This window comes from Actinomadura napierensis (genome assembly GCF_039529375.1).
Lineage (GTDB): Bacteria > Actinomycetota > Actinomycetes > Streptosporangiales > Streptosporangiaceae > Spirillospora > Spirillospora napierensis.
In genome coordinates this window covers 60480-83353 of sequence record NZ_BAAAMR010000036.1, presented here as the reverse complement: position 1 = coordinate 83353, position 22874 = coordinate 60480, and the positions used below count along the sequence as shown (strand labels likewise).

Genomic DNA, 22874 nt, shown 5'->3' with positions numbered 1-22874 from the left:
GACCAACCCGCGTTCGTCCAGGTCGCCGGGGACGACCTCGGCGCCGGCTCCGGCGAGCGCGCGGGCGGCGGGGCCGCGCACGTCGCGGGTCAGGGCGCGGACGCGCCAGCCGCCCGCGAGGAGGTGCCGGGCGGCCGCGCCGCCCTGCTTCCCGGTGGCCCCGGTCACCAGAACGATCTTGTCGTCGCGATGGCCGCCGCCGCTTCGGTCACTGCCGTGTTCGATCATGACGACCAGCCTGTCCCGCGCCCGCGGCTCGGGAAAGTGGCCCATCTGCCACCCATCGCGGGTTTCGTGCCATCCTGGCGCCATGCCCCCGTTCGAGCGCATCGCCGCCTATGCCCCGAAGGGGGTCACCGCGCTGAGCCTCGGGATCGCGGGCTCGGTGTTCGGTCCCCGCGACGGCGTCCCGCCGTTCGATCTCGGTCTCTGCGCCGAGCGGCCGGGCCCGCTGCGCACCGAACTCGGTCTTGAAGTGCACATCGGCCACGGACCCGAGCTGATCGCCGCAGCCGACCTCGTCCTGCTGCTGCCCGGCGCCGGGTTCCGCGACGCGCCCCCGGACGTCGTGGACGCGCTCCGGGAAGCCCACGGAAGAGGCGCGACCATCGCGGCCCATTGCGTCGGGACGTTCCTGCTCGCGGCGGCCGGGCTCGCGGACGGCCTCGACGTCACGACGCACTGGCGCCACGCCGGCGAACTCGAGGCGACGCACCCCCGGGTCACCGTCCGCCCGGACGCCCTCTACATCGACCACGGCACGGTCGCGACCGGGGCCGGGGCGGCGGCGGGCCTGGACCTCTGCCTCCACCTGCTGCGCCGGGACCACGGTGCGGCCCTCGCCAACCGGGTCGCCCGCGACCTCGTGACACCGCCGCACCGGGACGGCGGCCAGGCCCAGTACATCGACGCGCCCATCCCGTCCGGCGGGGACGACCGGCGGCTGGCCGACGTGATCGCGTGGGCGCGCGGCAACCTGGACCGGCGGCTGCCGGTGGACGAGCTGGCGGTGCGGGCGCTGATGAGCCGCCGGTCGTTCGCGCGCCGGTTCAAGGCCGCGACCGGCGCCACGCCCCACGCGTGGCTGCGCGCGCAGCGGCTCGACCTGGCCGAGGAACTCCTGGAGACCACGGACCTGCCGGTCCAGGAGATCGCCCGCCGGGTCGGCTACCGCGACGCGGCCGTGCTGCGCGAGCAGTTCACGCTGCGCCGCGGCGTCCCGCCCCGCACCTACCGCCGCACCTTCTCCCGGAGCCGACCCGTCGCGCGGTGACCACCGACGACCCCGGCGGCGTAGGCGACGTCCGAGGAGCAGCCGGCCTGCCGCGGCGCCGGGCGGTCAGCGATCGCGGGCTGCGGGGTCGTGATGGGCCAGGAGGGTGCGGGTCATGCGTTCGAAGGCGGTCCGGTCGGCGGCGGAGAGCGGGGCCAGCAGGTCGTCGTCCAGTTCCGCCGCGCGGCGGGTGACCTCGTCCAGCTCCGCGCGGCCCTCGGCGGTCGGCTCGACCACGTAGCGGCGCCGGTCGGACGGATCGCGCTCGCGGCGCACGAGCCCGGCCGCCTCCAGCCGGCCGACCACCTCGACCAGGTCGCTCGGGTCGATGCGCAGCCGCGTGCCCAGCTCGCGCTGCGAGGCCGGGGACGCGTCGTCCAGCGCGGCCAGCACGGCGAAGTGCCAGAGCCCGAGGCCGTGCTCGTCCATCAGCCGGCCCATCCGGACGCGGCCCGCGCGTCCCACCCGGGCCAGCACGAACGTGGTGATGCCGAGCAGGCGAGGCGGCAGCGGCCCTGCGGTGTCGTCCATCCGCCTATTGTAGGGTTACCCCCATCATTGGTAAGCACCCACGAATAGGAGGGCGCCATGGACGCGCTCTACCCGCGGCTGCTGGTGGACGACTTCGACGCCTGCGCCCGGTTCTACGAGGCCGCGCTGGACGAACTGCTCGGCGTCCGGCCGGTCAAGCTGCTCCCCGACGCCCAGTACGCCAACTGGGACCTCGGCGGCGAGTGCGTGCTGGTCGTCATGGGACGCGCCCGGATGGCGGAGACCGTCGGCACCGCGGACCTGCCCGCACCGTCCGGCCAGGACGGCTCGATGCTGGTGTTCCGGGTGGACGACGTCGACAAGGCCGCCGCCGCGCTCGCCGCGCTCGGCGGCGTCCCGGTCACCGAACCGGCGGACCGGCCGGAATGGGGACCGGGGCTGCGGACGGCGCACCTGCGCGACCCCGGCGGCACCCTGCTGGAACTCCAGTCGTACTGATCCGGTCGCCCGGGTCGGGGCCCCGGCACGGCGGGGCGGTCGGGCGGGGCGCTCGGCCCGGCGGAGGGGCGCTCCGCCGGGCCGACCCGGTGTGAGCCCGTGCCCACAGCACATCACGCACGCCGAGACGGACGCTTGTTCCTCGGCGACGAAAAGGAACGCGCCACCCCGCAGGCGACTGACAGGACGGGGGTCCGTCAGTCGTCGTCGCGGGACGCCTCGGCCAGCGGCAGCAGCACCTGGAAGCGCGTGTCGCCCGGCAGCGACTCCACCTTGATGTCGCCGCCGTGCCGGTCCGCGACGATCCGCCAGGAGATGTCCAGGCCGAGGCCCGTCCCCTGCCCGACCGGCTTGGTGGTGAAGAACGGCGTGAAGATCCGGTCGATGTTCTCCTCGGGGATGCCGCAGCCGGTGTCGGCGATCTCCACCATCGCCTGGTCGTTCACGCGGGCCGTGCGGATCGTGAGCGTGCCCGAGCCGTCCATCGCGTACAGCGCGTTCACGATCAGGTTCGTCCAGACCTGGTTCAGCTCCGCCGCGTACACCGGGACGGGCGGCAGCGACTCGTCGTAGACGGTCTTGACCGTCACGCCGGGCCCGAACTTGCGCTTGAGCATCGTCAGCGTGCTGTTCAGCAGCTCGCGCAGGTCGACCCGCTGGTAGGCGGCGCGGTCCAGCTGGGAGTACTGGCGCGCGGAGTCCAGCAGCGCGGTGATCCGGTCCATCGCCTCGGAGATCTCCGCCTGGAGCTGCCCGACCTCCATCACCTCCGCCAGCCACCGGACCGCCGCGGGCAGGTGCTCCCCGGCCGCCTGCGCGACCTCCGCGGCCTCCTCGACCCCGATCCCGGCGGAGACGAGGCCGGGCGCCAGGTCCCAGGCGTCCCCGACGCCGTGCTCCTCCAGCCAGTCGCCCAGCTCGTCCTCGGCGTCGCTGACCTCCAGCGGGCTGCGCCGCGCGCCGGGGGTGGCGGCCAGCGTCGGCCGCAGCGCCACGAGCGCCGCCAGCCGCGTACAGTCGGCGCCCTGCGCGGCGAGGTCGGCCAGGCTCTTCTGCGCGGCGAGCAGCCGGTCGCCGAGCTCGGCGCTGGCCCGCGCCGCGGCGGCGGCCGGGTTGTTCAGCTCGTGGGTGAGGCCCGCGGTGATCGTGCCGAGCGCGGTGAGCCGCTCGCGCTGGTCGACGGCGCGCCGCAGGTTCGTCATCCCGAAGAAGATCCCGGCCAGCAGGTGCGTGGCCATCGGGAACCACTTGCGGACGGCCTTGCTGAACTTGCGGGCCGGCAGCACGAACACCCGCGACGGCCGCGCCGCCCGGAGCGTGTGCTGGTACTTCTGCTCGATCTGGCCGTCCAGGTACGCCTGGACGGCGCCGCCGTAGGTGCCGGGGCGGGACGTCCGGCTGGTCTCGACGGCATGGTCCCGGACCTGCTGGCTCATCACCATCTCGCCGTCCAGCAGCACGTACAGGAACTCGGCGGGTTCGCCCTGCGCACAGATCACCCCGTCCGCGGGGATCTCCGCGACGGTCCCGCAGGCCGACAGCCATTCCAGCTTCTGGTCGTCCAGGTCCTCGAAGAGGAACAGCGAGCGCAGCTCCTCCGGCGATGCGGTGATGGTCGTCATGCCTGCTCCAGGTAGCGGTGGACGAGGGCGACGGCCATCGCGCCGTCGCCGACGGCGGACGCGACGCGCTTCATCGACTCCGCGCGGACGTCGCCCGCGGCGAACACGCCGGGGACGCTGGTCTCCAGGTGGTAGGGCTGGCGGGCGAGCGGCCACCCGGCCGGACGGCGGCCCCCGGCGACCAGGTCGGGGCCGGTGACGACGTACCCGCGCTCGTCGCGCTCGACGAAGCCGTCCAGCCAGTCCGTGCCCGGTTCGGCGCCGATGAACACGAACAGCCAGTGCGCGTCGATGGTCTTCTTGCCGCCCGGCCACGCGAACGTGAGGCGTTCGAGGCGGTCGGCGCCCTCCGCGGCGCAGACCGTCTTGCCGGTGTGCACCTCGATGTTGGGCGTCTCCTCGATCTGCTCGATCAGGTAGTGCGACATCGACTTCTCCAGGCCGTCCGCCCGGACGATGATGTGCACCTTCTTGGCGTACTTCGCCAGGTGGACGGCGGCCTGGCCGGCGGAGTTGGCGCCGCCGACGACGGCGACCTCCTCGTCCGCGCACGACGGCGCCTCGGTGAGCGCCGCGCCGTAGTACACGCCGCGTCCCACGAAGTCCTCCACGCCCTCGGCGTTCAGCCGCCGGTAGGAGACGCCGCTGGCGAGGATCACGGCGTGCGCGGCGATCTCGGTGCCGTCGGCCAGCCGCGCCACCCGCGCCGTACCGTGCGACTCCAGCGCGGTGACCTCGCCGGCCTGCAGCAGCTCCGCGCCGAACCGGTCGGCCTGCCGGCGGGCCCGGTCGGCGAGCTGCGCGCCGGTCACCCCGTCGGGGAAGCCGAGGTAGTTCTCGATCCGCGAGCTCTGCCCCGCCTGGCCGCCGAGGGCGCGCCGCTCCACGACGACGGTCCTCAGCCCCTCCGACGCCCCGTACACCGCGGCGCCGAGCCCGGACGGGCCGCCGCCCACCACGATCAGGTCGTAGAAGCCGGTGGACGGGGTGCTCGGCAGCCCGATCACCGACGCCAGCTGCGCGTCCGTCGGCGCGCACAGCGTCTTCCCGTCGGCCGTGACGACCAGCGGCAGCTCCGGCGAGCCCGCCGCCGTGACCAGCTCGGCGCCCTCGGGGTCGGTGTCCATCAGCCAGGTGTAGGGGGCCTGGTGGCGGGCCAGGAAGTCGCGGACCTCGTAGCAGCGGGCCGACCAGCGGTGCCCGACGACCCGCAGCTCGGCGGGCCGGGACCGGTCGGTGCGCCGCCACGCGTCCAGCTGCGCGTCGATCACCGGGTAGAACTTCTCCTCCGGCGGGTTCCACGGCTTCAGCAGGTAGTGGTCCAGGTCGACGACGTTGATCGCGCGGATCGCGGCGTCGGTGTCGGCGTAGGCGGTCAGCAGGACCCGGCGCGCGTACGGGAACAGGTCCATGGCGCGTTCCAGGAACTCCACGCCGTTCATCTCGGGCATCCGGTAGTCGGCGAGCAGGACGGCCGTGTCGTCGCCGCGCAGCCGCAGCTCGCTCAGCGCGTCCAGGGCCTGCCGCCCGGACTCGGCGCGGACGATCCGGTACGACTCGGCGTACCGGCGGCGCAGGTCGCGTGCCACCGCCCGGGACACGCCCGGATCGTCGTCGACCGTCAGCAGCACTGGTTTGGACACACGTCCCCCTCATCCCATGACATCCCCGGGCAAAAGCCTACGTGGCCCGCGCCCGCCGCGTCCCGCCCGCGCCGTCCGGCCGCGACCCCGGCGCCCCGCGGCCGGGACCGCATCGGTAATGATCGTCGCATGGACCTGCGTGTTGCGCTGATCGGATACGGCACCGGGGGCTCGGTGTTCCACGCGCCCCTGATCTCCTCGGTGCCGGGGCTGCGGCTCGCCGCCGTGGTCACGGGGAATCCGGAGCGGGCGCGCGCCGTCGCGGAGCGCTACCCGGAGACGAGCGTCCTCGGCAGCCCGGACCGGCTGTGGGAGGCCTCCGGAGGCTACGACCTGGTGGTGGTCGCCGCGCCGAACCGGCAGCACGTCCCGCTGGCCCGCACGGCGCTGACCTCGGGCCTGCCGGTCGTCGTGGACAAGCCGGTCGCGGCGACGGCGGCGGACGCCCGGTCGCTGGCGGCGCTGAGCGCCGTCCGGGGGCTGCCGGTGATCCCGTTCCACAACCGGCGCTGGGACGGGGACTACCGGACCGTCTGGCGGCTGGCCGGGTCCGGGACGCTCGGCGACGTGCTGCGGTTCGAGTCCCGGTTCGAGCGCTGGCGGCCCGAGGTGAAGGCGGGCTGGAAGGAGAGCGCGGACCCGCGCGACGCCGGCGGCATCCTCTACGACCTCGGGTCCCACCTGATCGACCAGGCGATCGCGCTGTTCGGACGCCCCGAGCGCGTCTTCGCCGAGATCGACACGCGCCGGCGGGGCGCCGCGGCGCCCGACGACGTGTTCGTCGCGCTCGAGCACCGCGGCGGGGTCCGCTCCCACCTGTGGGCGAGCGCCACCGCCGCGCAGCTCGGGCCGCGCTTCCGCGTCCTCGGCAGCCGCGCCTCCTACACGGTGAGCGGCATGGACGGGCAGGAGGACTCGCTGCGCGCGGGCCTCACCCCGAGGGACCCCGGCTACGGCATCGCGCCGCCCGAGTCGTACGGGAGGGTCGGCGCACCGGGCGACGACCGCGCCGAGGCCACCGCCCCCGGCGCCTACCACGAGTTCTACGCGGGGGTGGCGCGCACGCTGCGCGGCGAGGCGCCGCCGCCGGTCACGCTCACCGACGCGATCGCGAGCCTGGAGGTCATCGAGGCCGCCCTCCGCTCCGCCCGCGAGGGCACCGTCATCGACACCCGGACGCACTGACAGGCCACCGGACCACGGCCGGCGGCGTCCGCTCGGTCAGTAGCGCAGGTCGGCGAGCACGCCGTAGTGGTCGGACGCGACGACGCCGTCCACCGGCTCGACGCCCAGAAGCTCGCAGTGGACGGGATGTCCGGCGCCGCCCGCGCGGGGCCATGCGGAGAAGATGTGGTCGATGCGGCGGTCCGGCCACAGGACGGGCCGCGCCCACGGGTTCGCGTTGCTCCAGGTGTGGCCCGGCGTCCCGTCGCCCGCCATCTCCCACGCGTCGTAGAAGACGACTCCAGGCGCGCCCACGGCGGCGTGTCCGGTGAGCATGCGGATCTCGTCGGAGTCGGGCCCGGCGTTGAAGTCGCCCGCCACCACCACCGGCGTCTCCCGTCCCGCTGTCTCGCGCACGTAGGCGGCGAGGTCGCGCACCTGCTCCTGCCGCTGCCCGCTGTGCCCCAGCTTGTAGGCCAGCCCGACGCCGAACACGTGGAGGGCGCCGCGCGGTCCCCGGACCGTGGCGGACACGGCGAGGCCGCCGTCGGTGCCGTCCGGGTCGCCGAGCCGCCGCTCACCGGTCCGTTCCTGCGGCCAGCGCGACAGGACCGCGATCCCCGAGCGGCCGCCCGCCGCGGCCCCGTAGGCGGACCCGCCGAAGACGCCGTGCGGGAGCCCGAGCGCCTCGCCGAGCCGAGCCGCCAGCGAGTCGTCCTCGTCCTCCCACGCCTCCACCAGGACGAGCACGTCGGGCGCCGCGCCGCGGAGGATCCCGATGATCGCCGCCTCGCGCTCCTTGTAGGGGCCGTAGCGGTCCCAGACGTTCCAGGTCGCCACCCGGCACGTCGTCTCGATCAACGGCCCGTACGGCGCCTCGATGTCATAGCCCATGCGGTGAGCGTGTCATCGCGGCCGCCGCGCCACCATCCCGCCTGTCACAAAGCGGCCACGCGTCACAGCACGGAGACGTGGACGTGGTCGTAGTGGTTCTGGGTGACGCTGCCGCGGTCCTCCATCTGGCGCCATCCGCCGCTGCCGCGCATGTCGTAGATGCGCTGCCGCCAGATCACGTACTTGATGCCGAGCCGGGACGCGTTGTCGATCACGTACTGGGCGACGCGGTCGCCGTGCGCCTTGGCCGACGCGCTCGGCATCTTCCCGCCGGTGCTCTCCATGAAGTCGCAGGCGGTCCCGGAGCCGTGGTCCTGCGGGTCCCCGGGGCGCGAGCAGCCGATGGTGGGGAACGGCCCGAACTTCCCGTCGATGTCCTGGAGGGCCGTCCGCATCCGCGCGGTCATCGAGTTGCCGGCGATCGGCGACTTGGTGCCGGAGACGCCGTCGGGCTTGCCGCCGCCCGCCGGGGCCTTCGGCACCTCGGGCTTGTACTTGGCGAGCAGCTTCTTGACGCGGGCGCGCTGGCCCTCCAGGTCGTCGATCTCCTTGCGCACCCCGTCCAGCTCCGCCTGCGCCGCCCGGTGCGACTGCGCCGCCTTGGCGTTCAGCGCCTGCAGGCTCTCGACGCGGCGGCCGTTGTCCTGGCTGATGTGCTCGATCACCGAGGCGTCGCGCAGCGCCGAGACCGGATCGCCGGAGGTGACCATCGGGATCACGTCGAGCCGTCCGGTCATGTAGGTGGTGGAGGCGATCCGGACGACCGACAGCCGCGCCGCGCCGTACTCCCGGTCGGCGCGCTCGGCGTCGGCGCCCGCCCGCTCGGCGGACTTCTTCGCCTCCTCCAGCGAGATCAGCTCGCCGCGGTACTGCTTGGACAGCGTGTCCGCGCGCTTCTCGAGCTTCGCGTACTCCTTCTTGAGGTCCTTCTTCGGCTCGGCCGGGACGCGGGCGGCGCCGCCCGCCGCCGGGGGCAGTGCCGCCGACATCCCCACCGCGAGGACCAGCACCGCCAGCCGCCGCGCCGTCCGGCGCCCGCCGGCGGGGCGCGCCGTCCTGCCGTAGGGACCGAGGGCCGCCACAGATCACTCCCAGATAACAGAGGCGAAGATTGGCGGGCACGCTACCACAATCACCAGAAACCATCAGACATTCGGAAGATCACACAACGTCACGTCATCGTCACCGAAAGGGTGATGGAACGCGGGAAAGGGGGCCGGACCGCCGACGGGCGGTCCGGCCCCTCCCCCGTGCCGCCGGGAGGGGTCCGGCGGCTTCCTGTCAGATCCCGACGAGGTCCTCCCAGCGCGGGACCCGCGGTTCCCAGCGCAGCCGCAGCCCGGCCTCGCGGGGCGTCCGGTCCCCTTTGCGGTTGTTGCAGCGGCCGCACGCCAGGACGGTGTTCTCCCAGGTGTTCCCGCCGCCGCGCGACTGCGGGTGCACGTGGTCGATCGTGTTGCCGCGCTGCCCGCAGTAGCCGCAGCGGCCCCGGTCGCGCAGGTAGACGCCGCGCTTGCTCCAGGGCGGACGGCGCCCGTGCCGCCAGCGCATCGCGACGTACCGGACGAGCCTGAGGACCCGCGGCACCGGGAATCGGCCGATGGTCCGGCCCTCCTCGGCCTCCTCCACGACGGCCACCTCGCGGACCAGCATGCGGATGGCGTGCCGCAGGTCCACTTTTTGTAATGGCTCGTACGACGCGTTCAGGACGAGCACGTTCACCGGGTCACCTCCCACCCCGGACCGCTGTCCCGCCAGGATTCGAACCTGGATAACCGCATTAACGGTGCGGCGTTCTGCCGTTGAACTACGAGACAATGGATCGGAAATTCTCCGCCTTCCGGGCATTTCCCGGAAGCCTCCATCAGAATGCCGACGCACGCCCCACCAGGGCAACGGTTTTTCCCACCCACTTCAGACGGCCCCACCTCGCCCCGGCCCCCGGCGCCCCCACGCCCCCCTCCGGGACGCACGGCGGCGGGTTGGCGCGGCGTTCAGGAGGGTGGGGGTGCGGCGGGGCGGGCCATCTGCGGCATCGCCTCGGCCACCTCACGCCACCATTGGTCCTCAGAGGGGCCGGCGGGTGGGGGCGACGCGCGCGAGGTCGGGTCGGGCGGGCTCGGGGCCGGCAGGCGGGCAGGTGGGATGAGTTCGATGGCGGCGGGGCAGTCGGGACAGTCGGTGCCGGTCCAGCCAAGGCGGACGGTGGCGGACCCGGAGTCGCCGGGAGGGCGGGCCGGCGGGCCGGTGCCCCAGAAGCGCAGGACGTCGGCGGCGGACACCGCACGTTCATGCCCTGTGGAGCGGGTGCGGTCGCGGTGGCCCCGGCCGAGCCAGGCCGTCTGCTCGGCCACCAGCTGCCAGGTCAGCCCGCGGACGAGGTTGGCGGCGGCGAGCATGCTCGCGTAGGACACGTGCCGCGCGGCGACCTCCGGCAGGCCGAAGCGGTGCAGGCCGGACGTGTCGACGCGGGCGCGAGCGCCGTCGCCCGTATCGAGGGTGACGAACACCGAGACCCACTCGCGGCCAAGGGCGAACCGCTCCGGTTCGGCGGGCGGCGGCGATCCGGGCAGGATCCGCCGGGAGTCCAGGTCGGCGACGGTGCCGTCCACGGCGGCGGCCAAAGTGCGGGCGGCCAGCCGGGCGGCCTGCGCGGACCGCGGCTGCCCGGCGGGCGGGCCGGACGCGGTGACCGCGATGTGCCGGCGGGCGCCGACGACCGTTCCGAGCCGGCCGGGCGGCGCGGCGAGCCGGTGGAACCGGGTCTTCAGCTCGCCGGACGGGCGGGTGACCGGTTCGACGACGAGGCTGGCGGATTCGAGCATCGCGGCGGCCTCGCGTGCGAGGGCGCCGTCGCCGATGGCGTCCGGCAGGAAGCCGGGCTCAGGGAGCGTCCTCGACTGCGTCGCCACCAGGAACCGCGTGGTCACCGACTCCGGGACCTCCAGCTCGAACCGCCCGCCCATGGGCCGCCTCCCCCACTCGCCGCACCTGAGGGTTTCAGCGTGGCCGCGGGCGCGGGCGGAGGGAACCGGAACGGGGTTCTGTGGAAAAGTCCGGTCGGCCGGGCGAACGTCCCGGTGGCAGGGGGATCAGGGCAGGGCCGAGACCGGGGCCTGGTACTCCAGGGACTCGCGCTCGACCCGGAAGCCGAGCTCCTCGTTGACCGCCAGCATGTGCTCGTTGTCGCCCAGGTTGTCGGTCTCGATCTCGCGCACCTCGGGGCGCTCGCCGGCGAGCCACTGGAGCATGGCGGCCTTGACCCAGATGCCGAGGCGGCGCCCGCGGTGCTCGGGGGCGACGGCCGTGTCGTACTGGGCGGCGCGGCCGGCGGCGTCGTGCGGGACGACGATCTCGGTGAAGCCGGCGACGACGGTGCCGGAGGAGTCGAGGGCGGCGACGGTGTAGAGGTCGTCGCCGCGCTTGGCGACCACCTCGGCCGTCTCGCGGACGCGGTGCGCGTCCCAGGGGGCGCCCTCGTACTCGGCGAGGTCGGCCATGGCGTGCTTGGCGTGCGCGAGGGCGGTGGCGTGCTCGTCGGGCACGACGCCCTGCCAGCGGATCAGCCGGTAGCCCTCGGGGCCCTCCGCGACCAGCCGGGCGATCCGGTCCGGGGGGATCTCGTCCAGCCGCAGCAGCATGCCGCGCAGGGTGAGCACGCACTCGAAGCCGTGCGACTCCAGGAACGGGACGGCGGGGGTGCCGGCGTTCACCTGGGCGATCACGCTGGTGCGGCCGTCGGCGCGCAGGCCGCCGGCGGCGGCGGCGAGCAGCCGGCGGCCGAGGCCGCGGCGGCGGTGCCCCGGCCGGACCTGGATGTCGATCTCGGCGGGACGGTCCGTCCCCGGTGCGCCGGGCAGCCGCAGCGCGGCGACGGCGGCCAGCCGGCCGCCGTCGGGGACCCCCCACAATCGCTGCCGCGACCCGGGGTCGCCGCCGAGGAGACGGCCGGCCGTCTGCTCCGGCTCGGGCGCGGGCTCGCCCGCCGGGTCGCCGCCGTGCACGGCCGACAGCACGCCGTGCCACTCCCGGATCTGCGCGTCCGTCGGATCATCGAGCGCGATGACGTCCATCCGACTGTTGTACCTGATCCCCGTCCGCCGCGACCGGGCACCCGGGCAACCCGTGGTTTCGGACGTCTGGAAGGCCGTTCAGCAACCGCGCGAGAACGCCTCCAGGATGCGCTCGGCGGCGAGCGCCGGGGTGAGGGTCCCGTCCGCGACGCTCTTCTCCAGGCCGGGCGCGAGGTCGCGGACGGCGGGGTGGGCGTGCAGCTCGCCGAGCAGCCGCTCGCGGACCATCGCCCACGTCCAGCCGACCTGCTGGCGGCGGCGCCGCGCCTCCAGCGCGCCGGACTCGCGCAGCCGCTCCTGGTGCCCGACGATCTCGTCCCACACCCGGTCCAGGCCGGCGCCCTCCTTGGCGCTGCAGGTCAGGACGGGGGTGTCGCGGACGCGCTCGTCGCTGCGCAGCAGCCGCAGCGCGCCCGACAGCTCGCGGGCGGCGCGCTTGGCCTCCATCGTGTGGTCGCCGTCGGCCTTGTTGACCGCGATGACGTCGGCCAGCTCGAGGACGCCCTTCTTGATCCCCTGGAGCTGGTCGCCGGTGCGGGCGAGGGTGAGGAACAGGAACGAGTCGACCATCTCGGCGACGGTCGTCTCCGACTGCCCGACCCCGACCGTCTCGACGAGGACGACGTCGTATCCGGCGGCCTCCATCACGACCATCGCCTCGCGGGTGGCCTTGGCGACGCCGCCGAGCGTCCCGGCGGTCGGCGAGGGGCGGATGAACGCGTCCGGGTCGACGGCGAGGCGCTGCATCCGGGTCTTGTCGCCGAGGATGCTGCCGCCGGTGCGGGTGGAGGACGGGTCGACGGCCAGCACCGCGACCTTGTGCCCCTCCCCCGTCAGCCTCGTGCCGAGCGCGTCGATGAACGTGGACTTGCCGACGCCCGGCACGCCGGTGATCCCGACGCGGCGGGCGTTCCCGGTGTGCGGGGTCAGCTCGACCAGCAGCCGCTGCGCCAGCTCCCGGTGGTCGGGGCGGGCCGACTCGACCAGCGTGATCGCCCGCGCGATCCACGCCCGCGACCCGTCCCGGACCCCGGACGCGTAGTCCTGGAGTTCCGGCTTCACTGCCCGGAATGCCCCAGTTTGGCGGTCAGCTCGTCCAGCAGCCCGATCGCGGCGTCGGCGAGGACGGTGCCGGGCGGGAAGATCGCGGCGGCGCCGGCGGCGCGCAGCTCGTCGAAGTCCTGCGGCGGGATGACCCCGCCCACGACGATCATGATGTCGTCGCGGCCGAGCGCGGCCAGCTCCTCGCGCAGCGCGGGCACCAGGGTGAGGTGGCCGGCGGCGAGGGAGTTGACGCCGACGATGTGCACGTCGGCCTCGACCGCCTGCCGGGCGACCTCGCCCGGCGTCTGGAACAGCGGGCCCACGTCGACGTCGAAGCCGAGGTCGGCGAAGCCGGTCGCGATCACCTTCTGGCCGCGGTCGTGGCCGTCCTGGCCCATCTTCGCGACGAGGATGCGGGGCCGGCGGCCCTCCTCCTGCTCGAAAGCGGCGGTCGCGGCGCGCGCCTTCTCGATGCTCGACACCTTCCCAGCCTCTTCCCGGTACACCCCGGAGATCGTACGGATCTGCGCGGCGTGCCGCCCGTACGCCTTCTCCAGCGCGTCGGAGATCTCGCCGACGGTCGCCTTCGCGCGGGCGGCGTCGATGGCGAGGGCGAGCAGGTTGTGGTCCAGATCGGACGGGCGGGTGCCGTTCTCGGCGGCCTCGGCCGCGGCGGTGATCGCGCCGAGCGCGGCCTGCGTGGCGGGCTCGTCGCGCTCCTCGCGCAGCCGCCGCAGCTTCTCGATCTGCTGCGCGCGCACGGAGGCGTTGTCGACCTTGAGGACCTCGATCTGCTCCTCGACGTCCGGCCGGTACTTGTTGACGCCGATGACGGGCTGGCGGCCGGAGTCGATGCGGGCCTGGGTGCGGGCCGCGGCCTCCTCGATGCGCAGCTTCGGCAGGCCCTCGTCGATCGCCTTGGCCATGCCGCCGGCCTTCTCGACCTCGGTGATGTGCCCCCACGCGCGGCGGGCCAGGTCATAGGTGAGGCGCTCGACGTAGTTGCTGCCGCCCCACGGGTCGATCGTCCGGGTCGTCCCGGACTCCTGCTGGAGCAGCAGCTGGGTGTTGCGGGCGATGCGGGCGGAGAAGTCGGTCGGCAGCGCGAGCGCCTCGTCCAGCGCGTTGGTGTGCAGCGACTGGGTGTGGCCCTGCGTGGCGGCCATCGCCTCGACGCAGGTGCGGGCGACGTTGTTGAACACGTCCTGCGCGGTCAGCGACCAGCCGGACGTCTGGGAGTGCGTGCGCAGCGACAGCGATTTGGGGTTCTTCGGGTCAAACTGCTTCACCAGCTTCGCCCACAGCAGGCGGGCGGCGCGCAGCTTGGCAACCTCCATGAAGAAGTTCATGCCGATCGCCCAGAAGAACGACAGGCGCGGTGCGAACGCGTCGATGTCCAGGCCCGCCTCGCGGCCCGCGCGGATGTACTCCACACCGTCGGCGAGGGTGTAGGCCAGCTCCAGGTCGGCGGTGGCCCCGGCCTCCTGGATGTGGTAGCCGGAGATCGAGATGGAGTTGTACTTCGGCATCCGCTGCGAGGTGTACGCGAAGATGTCGGAGATGATCCGCATCGACGGCGCCGGCGGGTAGATGTAGGTGTTGCGGACCATGAACTCCTTGAGGATGTCGTTCTGGATGGTCCCCGCGAGGCCCTCCGGCTTCACCCCCTGCTCCTCGGCCGCGGCGATGTACAGCGCCAGGACGGGCAGCACCGCGCCGTTCATGGTCATCGACACGCTCATCTTGTCCAGCGGGATGCCGTCGAAGAGCTGCCGCATGTCGTAGATCGAGTCGATCGCCACCCCGGCCATGCCGACGTCGCCGGCCACGCGCGGGTGGTCGGAGTCGTAGCCGCGGTGGGTGGCCAGGTCGAACGCGACCGACAGGCCCTTCTGCCCGGCGGCGAGGTTGCGCCGGTAGAAGGCGTTGGACTCCTCGGCGGTGGAGAACCCGGCGTACTGGCGGATCGTCCACGGCTGGGTGGCGTACATCGCCGGGTACGGGCCGCGCAGGTACGGGGCGACGCCCGGCAGGGTGCCGAGGAAGTCGAGCCCGGCGAGGTCGTCGCCGGTGTAGAGCGGCGGGACGCCGATGCCCTCAGGGGTGTCCCAGGTGTGGGCCTCGGGCTCCTTGCCGGTGGCGTCGGCCACGGCGGCGCGCCACCGCTTGGCGGCCTCGTCGGCGGGGGGCGCCGTCCCGAGCTCGATCTCGGTGAAGTCGGGGATCATTCGTTCACTCCCAGATCGTCGAGGGTGGTCTCCAGCGCCTCGATCGCGTCGCATCCGGCGTGCACGCGGGCGTCGACCCCCTCGTAGGTTCCCTTACCCGCGAGCCAGACCTTCACAGCACCGGCGTCCTTCAGAACGCGGGCCGCCGCGGCGGCCTTCTCCTCGTACAGCTTGTCGCTGGAGCAGATGCAGGCGACGGCCGTGCCGGACGCCGCGAACTCCTCGGGCGCGCCGGCGACCGTCTCGATGCCGCCGGCCTGGAACAGGTTGGCGGCGAACGACGCGCGCGCGGTGTGCACGGCGATGGGGCCCAGCGTGGCGAGGAAGACCTTCGGGCGGGCGCCGGCGGCCTCGGCGTGGGCGTCGGACCGGTCGCGGAGCGCCTCGAAGTCCTGCGCGTACGTGACGACGGGAAGCCCGCCGCCGGGTCGCGTGGGGGCGGCGCCGCGCTCGGGCAGCTTCTCGGCCAGGTTCGGGAACTCGCTGACGCCGGTGAGCGGGGCCTTGCGGCGGGCGATGTCCTTGCGGCGGTGCGCCCAGGTCGCGGCGATCCGGTCGGCGACCAGCCCCGATCCGAGGGCGGCGGCGAGGCCGCCGGCCTTCTCGATCTCGGTGAACCACGTCCAGGCGGCCTGGGCGAGTTCCTCGGTGAGGCTCTCGGCGTACCAGGAGCCGCCGGCCGGGTCGACGACGCGGGCGAGGCTCGACTCCTCCAGCAGCAGCGTCTGGGTGTTGCGGGCGATGCGGCGGGCGAAGTCGTCGGGCAGGCCGAGCCGGGCGTCGAACGGCTGCACCGTGACGGCGTCGGCGCCGCCGACCCCGGCGGCGAACGCCGCGACGGTGGTGCGCAGCATGTTCACCCACGGGTCGCGGCGCGTCATCATCGCCGACGAGGTCACCGCGTGGATCCGCGCGGCCGTCCCGTCGGCGGCGCCGCTGACCTCGGCGACCCGGGTCCACAGCCGGCGCAGCGCGCGCAGCTTGGCGATCGAGGAGAACTGGTCGGCGTTGACCGCGACCCGGAACTCGATCTGCCCGAACGCCTCGTCCACGCCCAGCCCGGCGCCGGTGAGGGCGCGCAGGTAGGCGACGCCCGCGGCGACCACCGCGCCCAGTTCCTCGGCGTCGGAGCCGCCCGCGTCGTGGTAGGCGGTGCCGTCGGCGACGATGGCCCGCAGCTTCGGGAACTCCCGGACGCACCGGACGGCCAGCGCCGCCGCCTCGTCCAGGGATCCGGCGGTGCCGGTGCGGGCCTGGAGCCCGAGCGGGTCGGCGCCGAGGCTGCCCGACGCGGCCGGCCCGTTCCCGCGCTCGGTGACCAGCGCGAGGAAGGCGTCGGCGGCCTCGGCCGTGCGGTCGCCCGCGTCCAGCACGACGGGCGCGAGGTCGAGGAGCACGCCGCGCAGCGTCTCGGGGAGCGCGGCCACGGGCGTCCCGCCGTCGCCGAGCCGCAGCCAGACCGAGGTGACGCCGTTCTCCAGGTCGGCGAGGATCGCCTCGCGGGTGACGGCCGGGTCCGGGTGGGCGTGCGGCTGCCGGACGTCCCAGCCGGCGAGGCCCTCGCCGTCGGGCCGGACCTCGCGCACGCGGGGGGCCAGCCCGGGGCGTCCCGGCGGGGCGTCGTCGCGGGTGTAGAGCGCCGCGATCGGCACTCCGTCGTAGGACTCGCGGGTCAGCAGGCCCTCGATCTCGCCGAGGGGGGTCTCCTCGGTCGCCGCGCCGGACTTGCGCAGCACCCCCTTCACCATCTCCCGCCACCGGTCCCGCTCGGCCGGGGGGAAGGCGGCGGCCAGTTCGAGTTCTTCAGGCGGCACCGTCATGCCCAGGATGGTAAGCGCACGCCTACACCCCGTCCGAGACCGGGTCCCGTTCACCAGAACCGGATTCGCCCCGCGGCCCGCCACCGGTTAGCGATCCGGCCTCGGGGAAAGGGGCACCGCATGACGTTGGATGCGCTGCCCGGTGACCTCTACCACATGCAGGAGCTGCTCGACGAGCGCGAGAAGGAGATCCTCGGGCGGGTGCGCGGCTTCCTGGAGGCGAAGGTCGCGCCGATCGCGAACGACTGCTGGGCGCGCGCGGAGTTCCCGTTCGACCTCGTCCCGCAGTACGGCGAGCTGGGCGTGGCCGGGCTGGCCTACGACGAGTGCCCCGGCGAGAAGCCCAGCAGCCTGCTCACGGGGTTCCTGGCGATGGACATGGCGCGCGTCGACCCGTCCATGGCCACGTTCTTCGGCGTCCACGCCGGGCTGGCGATGGGCAGCATCGGCCGGTGCGGGTCGCCGGAGCAGCGCGAGCGGTGGCTGCCCGCGATGGGGCGGATGGAGAAGATCGGCGCGTTCGCGCTGACCGAGCCCGAGGGCGGGTCCGACGTCGCGCTGGGGCTGCGCACCACCGCGCGCCGCGACGGCGACCACTGGGTGCTGAACGGCGCCAAGCGGTGGATCGGCAACGGCACGTTCGCCGACCTGGTCGTGGTGTGGGCCAGGGACGAGGCCGACGACCAGGTGAAGGGGTTCGTCGTCCACAAGGACGCGCCCGGCTTCACCGCGACCCGCATCGAGAACAAGATCGCACTGCGGACCGTGCAGAACGCCGACCTGCGGTTCGAGGACTGCCGGGTGCCCGAGTCCGACCGGCTGCCCGGCGCCGGGGGCTTCAGGGACACCGCCGCGATCCTGCGCCGGACCCGCAGCGGCGTCGCGTGGCAGGCGGTCGGGGTGATGCTCGCCGCGTACGAGATCGCCCGCGACTACGCGGTGCAGCGCGAGCAGTTCGGCCGCCCGATCGCCAAGTTCCAGCTCGTCCAGGACCTGCTGGTCAGGATGCTGGGGAACGCGACGGCCTCGCTCGGCATGGTGGTGCGGCTGGCGCAGCTGCAGGACGAGGGGCTCTACCGCGACGAGCACTCGGCGCTCGCCAAGGCGTACTGCACCAGCCGGATGCGCGAGGCGGTCGGCTGGGGACGCGAGCTGATGGCCGGCAACGGGATCGTCCTCGACTACGACATCGGGCGGTTCGTCGCCGACGCCGAGGCGCTCTACTCCTACGAGGGCACCCGGGAGATCAACACGCTGATCGTCGGCCGCGCGGCGACGGGACAGGGCGCCTTCGTCTGATTCCGGCAATTCGTCTGATCGCACCCGCGCCCGCGCGCGCGGACCCGCCGCGCGGCCGCGGCACCCGGCGCGGCACCCGGCGCGGCCGTGCGGGGCGGGCGTTGCTAGAGTTCGGCGTCGGTGGCCCGATCACGCGGGCCGCCGTCCCCCACCGAACGCGGAAAGAGAAGACTGCGCATGTCGACTGGCAGCCACGCCGGGCGCCCCAAGTCCTGGGTCGCCGTGGCCATCATCTTCGTCGGTTTCGTCGTCGGCGGCGCGGGCATCGTCATGGGCCCCGACTGGGTCGTGTTCGGGGCGGGCGCCGCGGTGGCCGTGATCGGCGGGATCATCGCCCTCGCGGTCGACATCATGACCGACGTCGTCGTCGACGACCCGCGCCAGTAGCCGTGCGGTCCTGAGCCGGACCGCGCCCGGGCCGGGCGGCCCGGGCGCGCCGCTCAGTGGCGGTCCCTGTTCAGGCCGTTGGGCGGCCCCTGCCGCCGGCCGCCGAAGTAGATGAGGCCGACGAGCACCAGTACCGCGATCGCCAGCAGAAGCGCGAGCACGCCGATCGGAGCCGAGCCCGGCATCCGGATCACCTTCCTTGTTGTCGCGTCGTGTTCCTTTCGTGGCGTCCCCCCTGTCAACGCTGCCCACTGAGCGGCGGGTCAAAAGAGGGTCAAGAAGATCCCTTTCCGGCACCGGGGCCGCGCCCGGCGGGTGCGAAGCGGGCCGCGAGAACGTACCGTCTAAGTGACGCGGCCGCCTGCGAGCCCCCGACCCCGAGGTGGTGGGATGGCCCTGCGAATGGGAATCGAGGAAGAGTACTTCGTCGTCGATCCCGGTTCCCGGGAGGTCGTCCCCCGTGCCGCCGCCGTGGTGCGGCGCGCGGAGCGGGCGCTCGGCGAGCGTGCCTCCACCGAGCTGGTCGACTTCCTGGCCGAGGCGAAGACCCCGCCCTGCGACGACCTCGACAAGCTCGAGGAGCAGGTCGGGTCGATGCGCGCCGCGATGGCGGACGCCGCGGCGACCGAGGGCGTCCGGCTGGCCGCGACCGGCACTCCCGTGCTCGGCGACCTCGTGCCCGCGCCGATCGGCGCCGGCGCCCGCTACGCCGAGAGCCTCGCGATGTACCGGGCACTGGACGACGAGCAGAGCATCTGCTCCTGCCACGTCCACGTCGAGATGCCCGACCGGGAGCGGGCCGTCGCGGTCAGCAACCACCTGCGGCCCTGGCTGCCGACCCTGCTGGCGCTGGCGGCCAACTCGCCGTACTGGGCGGGACGCGACACCGGGCACGCCTGCTGGCGGGTCATGACGTGGGCGCGCTGGCCGGTGGCGGGGCCGCCGCCGTACTTCGAGTCGTACGCGCACTACGAGGAACTGGTCGGCACGCTGCTGGGCTGCGGCGCGCTGATGGACGCCGGGACGATCTTCTGGGACGTCCGGCCGTCGGCGCGGCTGCCCACGGTCGAGGTGCGGCTCGGCGACGTGGCGCCGACCGCGGCGGACGCGTCGGTGTTCGCGGCGCTGATCCGCGCGCTGGTGGAGATGTCCGTGCGCGCGGTGGAGGCGGGGGAACCGGCCCCGGAGCCGTCCCAGGAGATGCTGCGCGCGGCGTACTGGCTGGCGGCGCGGGACGGCCTGGCGGGCGACGGCGTGGACGTGTGCACGGGCCGTCCGGCGGCCTTCCGCGAGCTCGCCGGGGACCTGCTCGCCCACGTGCTGCCCGCGCTGCGCGACAGCGGCGACCTGGACCGGGTCGCGGCGGGCGTGCGGCGGCTGATCATGGGCGGGACGGGCGCGGAGCGGCAGCGCGCCGCCTACCGCAGGAGGGGCCGGCTCACCGACGTGGTGGACGCCGCGCTCCTCGGCACGTGAGCACGGCGACCCCCGGGTGAGCATCGCGGTCCCCGTGTGGGCACAATGGCATAGTTCACCCCGTTTTTACCTGCTGCTTCGGGGGTAACCGTTGAGGTGAACGGCGTTCACCGACGGCTTGGGGGCCACAAGGACATGGATCCGGACGACGCGGCGGCGGGGGATCCGTTCGTTCATCCGGCCCTCTTCTACAAGGGCGACGAGGAGTATCTCGACGGCACGGTGCCGTTCGTCCGCGCCGGCCTGGACGCGGCCGAGCCCGTCGCCGTCGCGGTTCCGGGCCGCCGGCTCGGCGTGCTGCGCGAGGCGGTCGGCGACGCCGCCGGGAACGTCAAGTGGCTGGACATGTCCGAGGCGGGCCGTAACCCGGGCCGGATCATCCCCGGGGTGCTGCGCGCGTTCGCCGACCGGCACCCGGCCGGGCGGGTGCGGATCATCGGCGAGCCGATCTGGCCCGGCCGGACCGGCACCGAGTACCCCGCCTGCGCCCAGCACGAGGCGCTGATCAACCTGGCGTTCACCGGCCGCGAGGTGTCGATCCTGTGCCCCTACGACGTGGCGGGGCTCGACCCGGTCGTCATCGCCGACGCCCATGCCACCCACCCGGTCGTCATCGACCGGGACGGCGAGCGCACCAGCGGCGGCTACGCGCCGGCGCGCGTCATCGACGCCTACAACCGGCCGCTGCCCGAACCGTCCGACGCCGCCCGGATGAGCTTCGACCTGGATGCGCTCCCCCGCGTCCGCGAGTTCACCTGCCGGTGGGCGCGGCACCTCGGGCTCGGTTCCGGGCCGGCCGGCGACCTCGAGATCGCCGTGCACGAGCTGGCCGCCAACTCCTGCCTGCACGGCGGCGGGAAGGGGACGGCGCGGATCTGGGCCGAGGACGGCCGGGTCGTCTGCGAGATCAGCGACGCCGGCACCATCACCGACCCGCTGGCCGGGCGCCGCCCGGTGGCGATGAGCCCGTCGGGCGGGCGCGGGATCCTGCTGGTCAACCACCTCGCGGACCTCGTCCGCATGCACACCGGGCCCGGCGGCACCGCCATCCGGGTCTACATGCGGGTCTGACGCGCCGCTCAGCCGGAGAGGGCGCGGCCGATGCCGGCGAGCGCCTCGGCCAGCAGCGTCGCGCGTCCGGTGGAGGCGGCCCATTCGGCGAGCGTCGCGCTGAGGTTCAGGGCCAGCACGCGCGCGGCGGCCTCCCGGTCCGGCGGGACGGGCCCGTACGCGTCCAGCAGCGCCGCCCGGGCGGCGCCGGCGAATCCGGCGTAGGCGACGGCCAGGTCGACGGCCGGGTTCGCCAGGCACACGTCGCCCCAGTCGATCACGCCGGCGGCCCGTCCGGCGGAGTCGAGCAGCACGTGCCGGACGTGCAGGTCGCCGTGGACGATCACCGGGTTTCCCGCGGGCGGGCGCCGTCCAGCGGCCTCGGCCAGAAAGCCCATGACCGCGGGGTCGCGCTCCCAGACGCCGAGACGGACCAGCGAATCCAGCCGGGGCAGGGTCCGCGCGGCGCGGACGGCCGGGTCCGACCGCTCCATCGGGTCGTGCGGCAGCCCCTTCCCCGCCTCGGCCGCGAGCACTGGGTCGTGCAGGGTCCGCAGGAAGGCGCCGACCTGCGCGGCGAGGACCGTCCGGTCCGCGCCGGGCCCGGCCTCGGCGAGCTCGCGGCCGGGGATCATCCGCCCGCCCCAGAACGGCCAGGGGAACTCCTCCGACGGCCCGGCGGCGAAACGCGGCGCGGGGATGGGCAGCGGCAGGCGGGGAGCGATGGCGGGCAGCACCGCGATCTCGCGTTCGACGCCCGGGACGGCGATCCGCCGGCGCGGGAAGCGGAACACCCATTCGCCGCCGACCAGGAAGACCGTGTTGTCCCATCCGACGGCGAGCGGCTCCACCGGCGCGCCCGCGAGCTCGGGGAACCTCCCGGCGATCAGCCCGGCCGCCGCCTCCGTGGTGACCTCATGTTCGGGCGCCCATTCGGGGGCGGGCGGCGGTCCCTGCGGCGGAGTCGTCACGCACCGGAACGGTACCCGGCCGCGACGCCCGCCGCCCGCCGAGAGCGCGTCCGGCCAGGCGGACCGCCGCGAGGACCAGCGCGCAGCCCGCGATCTGCAGCGCCCCGGGACGCTCACCGAGGACCGCCGCGCCGAACGCGACGGCCAGGACCGGCTGGAGGAGCAGCAGCGTCCCGCCCTCCTCGGCGCGCAGCCTCGGCAGCGCGGCGCCGATCAGCATCCAGCCGCAGACCTGGCCCGTCAGCGCCAGCGCGGCCAGCCAGCCGAGCGCCGCCCAGCCCGGCGCGAGGTCGACGCCCTGCCAGGGCGCGCCGAGCGCGACGGCCATGGCGCCGGCTCCGCAGGTCGCCAGCAGGACGGGCTGCGCCCGGTGGCTCTGCCCGCGCCCGGCGACGCGCGTGAGGAACAGGTAGCCAGCGTAGGCGGCGCCGGCACCCACGCCGAACACGATGCCGGTGACCGGGTCCGCGCCCGTCCCGTGCCCGGCGAGGCCGCCGGCGAGCGCCACGCCGCCCAGCATCACCGGGACGGCGAGCGCGAACCGTCGGGACGGGCGCTCCCCGAAGACGGCCAGCGCCAGCAGCGGGACGACGACGACCTGGACGTTCACCAGCACGGTCGCGATCCCGGCGCCGACCCGGTCGATCGACGCGCCCCACAGCACGAGGTCGGCGCCGAGCAGGAGCCCGGCCGCCACGTCGGCCGCGGCGTGCCGCCGCGGGCCCGCGCGGCGCCGCTCCCAGAGCGCGAGCGGCGCGAGCACCGGCAGCGCGAGCGCGCAGCGGAAGAACGCGGCCGTCCCGGACGAGACGCCGGACAGGCGGAACAGGATCGCCGAGACCGAGATGAACGCGGCGCCGGCGATCGCGAGCAGACGCGGGTCGATCCTTTGCACGCCTCCCACGCTGCCGCTCGCCTTCCAGTAGCACAAGCGAATGTT

The 22874-nt window shown here is 74.4% G+C and carries 22 protein-coding genes and 1 tRNA gene; 7 read left to right on the top strand and 16 right to left on the bottom strand.

The genetic code is table 11. The features are described from left to right. The coding region (locus ABD296_RS21390; protein WP_344269745.1) for an NmrA family NAD(P)-binding protein at positions 1 to 228 on the bottom strand (228 nt) is incomplete at its 3' end. Positions 229 to 310: 82 nt separating this feature from the next. Here ABD296_RS21390 and ABD296_RS21385 point away from each other — a divergent pair. Further along, positions 311 to 1273 carry a GlxA family transcriptional regulator gene (locus ABD296_RS21385; protein ID WP_344269742.1) on the top strand — a complete coding sequence of 321 codons (963 nt, stop codon included), beginning with the start codon at positions 311 to 313 and terminating at the stop codon, positions 1271 to 1273. 66 nt (positions 1274 to 1339) lie between these two features. On the opposite strand, the gene ABD296_RS21380 is transcribed toward ABD296_RS21385, so the two are convergent. Then, the gene (locus ABD296_RS21380) at positions 1340 to 1804 is read right to left on the bottom strand and encodes a MarR family winged helix-turn-helix transcriptional regulator (protein ID WP_344269740.1); all 465 of its coding nucleotides are present in this window, start codon (positions 1802 to 1804) and stop codon (positions 1340 to 1342) included. A 57-nt stretch (positions 1805 to 1861) separates the two neighbouring features. Between ABD296_RS21380 and ABD296_RS21375 the strand changes: the two genes are divergently transcribed. Further along, entirely contained in the window at positions 1862 to 2263 is a 402-nt protein-coding gene (locus tag ABD296_RS21375) for a VOC family protein (protein ID WP_344269738.1), read from the top strand. 197 nt (positions 2264 to 2460) lie between these two features. Here the strand turns inward: ABD296_RS21375 and ABD296_RS21370 are convergent, their stop codons facing one another. Beyond that, positions 2461 to 3885 (bottom strand): ATP-binding protein, encoded by a 1425-nt coding sequence (locus ABD296_RS21370; protein ID WP_344269736.1) that lies wholly within the window; start codon positions 3883 to 3885, stop codon positions 2461 to 2463. Further along, entirely contained in the window at positions 3882 to 5528 is a 1647-nt protein-coding gene (locus ABD296_RS21365; RefSeq protein ID WP_344269733.1) for an FAD-dependent oxidoreductase, read from the bottom strand. Before ABD296_RS21365 ends, ABD296_RS21370 begins: the two co-directional genes overlap by 4 nt. A gap of 129 nt (positions 5529 to 5657) precedes the next feature. Between ABD296_RS21365 and ABD296_RS21360 the strand changes: the two genes are divergently transcribed. Beyond that, a complete protein-coding gene (locus ABD296_RS21360) occupies positions 5658 to 6713 on the top strand; it encodes a Gfo/Idh/MocA family oxidoreductase (protein ID WP_344269730.1) in 1056 nt (351 codons plus the stop codon). 36 nt (positions 6714 to 6749) lie between these two features. Here ABD296_RS21360 and ABD296_RS21355 read toward each other — a convergent pair whose 3' ends face one another. The 9 genes from ABD296_RS21355 to ABD296_RS21315 form a co-directional block, all read right to left on the bottom strand. Then, positions 6750 to 7586, bottom strand: coding sequence for an endonuclease/exonuclease/phosphatase family protein (locus ABD296_RS21355; protein ID WP_344269727.1), 837 nt, complete (start codon positions 7584 to 7586; stop codon positions 6750 to 6752). A gap of 62 nt (positions 7587 to 7648) precedes the next feature. Next, on the bottom strand, positions 7649 to 8668 hold the full coding sequence (locus tag ABD296_RS21350) for a coiled-coil domain-containing protein (RefSeq protein ID WP_344269724.1): 1020 nt from the start codon (positions 8666 to 8668) through the stop codon (positions 7649 to 7651). A gap of 199 nt (positions 8669 to 8867) precedes the next feature. Next, positions 8868 to 9308, bottom strand: a complete 441-nt coding sequence (locus ABD296_RS21345) for an HNH endonuclease (RefSeq protein ID WP_344269721.1) — start codon at positions 9306 to 9308, stop codon at positions 8868 to 8870. A gap of 24 nt (positions 9309 to 9332) precedes the next feature. After that, a tRNA-Asn gene (locus ABD296_RS21340) sits at positions 9333 to 9403 on the bottom strand. 177 nt (positions 9404 to 9580) lie between these two features. Then, the gene (locus ABD296_RS21335) at positions 9581 to 10552 is read right to left on the bottom strand and encodes a hypothetical protein (protein ID WP_344269718.1); all 972 of its coding nucleotides are present in this window, start codon (positions 10550 to 10552) and stop codon (positions 9581 to 9583) included. A gap of 126 nt (positions 10553 to 10678) precedes the next feature. Beyond that, positions 10679 to 11659 (bottom strand): GNAT family N-acetyltransferase, encoded by a 981-nt coding sequence (locus tag ABD296_RS21330; RefSeq protein WP_344269715.1) that lies wholly within the window; start codon positions 11657 to 11659, stop codon positions 10679 to 10681. Positions 11660 to 11737: 78 nt separating this feature from the next. Beyond that, positions 11738 to 12721: a methylmalonyl Co-A mutase-associated GTPase MeaB gene (gene meaB / locus ABD296_RS21325; RefSeq protein ID WP_344269712.1), complete on the bottom strand. Its 984-nt coding sequence runs from the start codon at positions 12719 to 12721 to the stop codon at positions 11738 to 11740. Continuing rightward, entirely contained in the window at positions 12718 to 14931 is a 2214-nt protein-coding gene (gene scpA / locus ABD296_RS21320; protein WP_344269709.1) for a methylmalonyl-CoA mutase, read from the bottom strand. Before scpA ends, meaB begins: the two co-directional genes overlap by 4 nt. After that, a complete protein-coding gene (locus ABD296_RS21315) occupies positions 14928 to 16751 on the bottom strand; it encodes a methylmalonyl-CoA mutase subunit beta (RefSeq protein ID WP_344269706.1) in 1824 nt (607 codons plus the stop codon). Before ABD296_RS21315 ends, scpA begins: the two co-directional genes overlap by 4 nt. 120 nt (positions 16752 to 16871) lie before the next feature. Here ABD296_RS21315 and ABD296_RS21310 point away from each other — a divergent pair, with 120 nt between their 5' ends. Next, a complete protein-coding gene (locus tag ABD296_RS21310) occupies positions 16872 to 18050 on the top strand; it encodes an acyl-CoA dehydrogenase family protein (RefSeq protein ID WP_344269703.1) in 1179 nt (392 codons plus the stop codon). A 177-nt stretch (positions 18051 to 18227) separates the two neighbouring features. Further along, on the top strand, positions 18228 to 18437 hold the full coding sequence (locus tag ABD296_RS21305; protein WP_344269701.1) for an HGxxPAAW family protein: 210 nt from the start codon (positions 18228 to 18230) through the stop codon (positions 18435 to 18437). A gap of 53 nt (positions 18438 to 18490) precedes the next feature. On the opposite strand, the gene ABD296_RS21300 is transcribed toward ABD296_RS21305, so the two are convergent. Beyond that, positions 18491 to 18622 (bottom strand): hypothetical protein, encoded by a 132-nt coding sequence (locus ABD296_RS21300; protein WP_344269698.1) that lies wholly within the window; start codon positions 18620 to 18622, stop codon positions 18491 to 18493. 205 nt (positions 18623 to 18827) lie between these two features. On the opposite strand from ABD296_RS21300, the gene ABD296_RS21295 reads away from it, so the two are divergent. Together ABD296_RS21295 and ABD296_RS21290 are read left to right on the top strand one after the other, a co-directional pair. After that, on the top strand, positions 18828 to 19913 hold the full coding sequence (locus ABD296_RS21295; protein ID WP_344269695.1) for a carboxylate-amine ligase: 1086 nt from the start codon (positions 18828 to 18830) through the stop codon (positions 19911 to 19913). Between the two features lie 135 nt (positions 19914 to 20048). Continuing rightward, positions 20049 to 20984 carry a sensor histidine kinase gene (locus ABD296_RS21290; RefSeq protein WP_344269692.1) on the top strand — a complete coding sequence of 312 codons (936 nt, stop codon included), beginning with the start codon at positions 20049 to 20051 and terminating at the stop codon, positions 20982 to 20984. 8 nt (positions 20985 to 20992) lie between these two features. Here the strand turns inward: ABD296_RS21290 and ABD296_RS21285 are convergent, their stop codons facing one another. Together ABD296_RS21285 and ABD296_RS21280 are read right to left on the bottom strand one after the other, a co-directional pair. Beyond that, positions 20993 to 21934 (bottom strand): phosphotransferase, encoded by a 942-nt coding sequence (locus tag ABD296_RS21285; RefSeq protein WP_344269689.1) that lies wholly within the window; start codon positions 21932 to 21934, stop codon positions 20993 to 20995. Then, positions 21879 to 22829 (bottom strand): DMT family transporter, encoded by a 951-nt coding sequence (locus ABD296_RS21280; RefSeq protein ID WP_344269686.1) that lies wholly within the window; start codon positions 22827 to 22829, stop codon positions 21879 to 21881. The genes ABD296_RS21285 and ABD296_RS21280 overlap by 56 nt, the downstream gene beginning before the upstream one ends. Positions 22830 to 22874 lie beyond the last annotated feature (45 nt).

Excerpts from the sequence above, each read along its gene's own strand:
- ABD296_RS21385 (WP_344269742.1), top strand. The coding sequence starts at position 311 with ATGCCCCCGTTCGAGCGCATCGCCGCCTATGCCCCGAAGGGGGTCACC.
- ABD296_RS21380 (WP_344269740.1), bottom strand. The coding sequence starts at position 1,804 with ATGGACGACACCGCAGGGCCGCTGCCGCCTCGCCTGCTCGGCATCACC.
- ABD296_RS21375 (WP_344269738.1), top strand. The coding sequence starts at position 1,862 with ATGGACGCGCTCTACCCGCGGCTGCTGGTGGACGACTTCGACGCCTGC.
- ABD296_RS21370 (WP_344269736.1), bottom strand. The coding sequence starts at position 3,885 with ATGACGACCATCACCGCATCGCCGGAGGAGCTGCGCTCGCTGTTCCTC.
- ABD296_RS21360 (WP_344269730.1), top strand. The coding sequence starts at position 5,658 with ATGGACCTGCGTGTTGCGCTGATCGGATACGGCACCGGGGGCTCGGTG.
- ABD296_RS21355 (WP_344269727.1), bottom strand. The coding sequence starts at position 7,586 with ATGGGCTATGACATCGAGGCGCCGTACGGGCCGTTGATCGAGACGACG.
- ABD296_RS21335 (WP_344269718.1), bottom strand. The coding sequence starts at position 10,552 with ATGGGCGGGCGGTTCGAGCTGGAGGTCCCGGAGTCGGTGACCACGCGG.
- ABD296_RS21330 (WP_344269715.1), bottom strand. The coding sequence starts at position 11,659 with ATGGACGTCATCGCGCTCGATGATCCGACGGACGCGCAGATCCGGGAG.
- scpA (WP_344269709.1), bottom strand. The coding sequence starts at position 14,931 with ATGATCCCCGACTTCACCGAGATCGAGCTCGGGACGGCGCCCCCCGCC.
- ABD296_RS21315 (WP_344269706.1), bottom strand. The coding sequence starts at position 16,751 with ATGACGGTGCCGCCTGAAGAACTCGAACTGGCCGCCGCCTTCCCCCCG.
- ABD296_RS21310 (WP_344269703.1), top strand. The coding sequence starts at position 16,872 with ATGACGTTGGATGCGCTGCCCGGTGACCTCTACCACATGCAGGAGCTG.
- ABD296_RS21305 (WP_344269701.1), top strand. The coding sequence starts at position 18,228 with ATGTCGACTGGCAGCCACGCCGGGCGCCCCAAGTCCTGGGTCGCCGTG.
- ABD296_RS21300 (WP_344269698.1), bottom strand. The coding sequence starts at position 18,622 with ATGCCGGGCTCGGCTCCGATCGGCGTGCTCGCGCTTCTGCTGGCGATC.
- ABD296_RS21295 (WP_344269695.1), top strand. The coding sequence starts at position 18,828 with ATGGCCCTGCGAATGGGAATCGAGGAAGAGTACTTCGTCGTCGATCCC.
- ABD296_RS21290 (WP_344269692.1), top strand. The coding sequence starts at position 20,049 with ATGGATCCGGACGACGCGGCGGCGGGGGATCCGTTCGTTCATCCGGCC.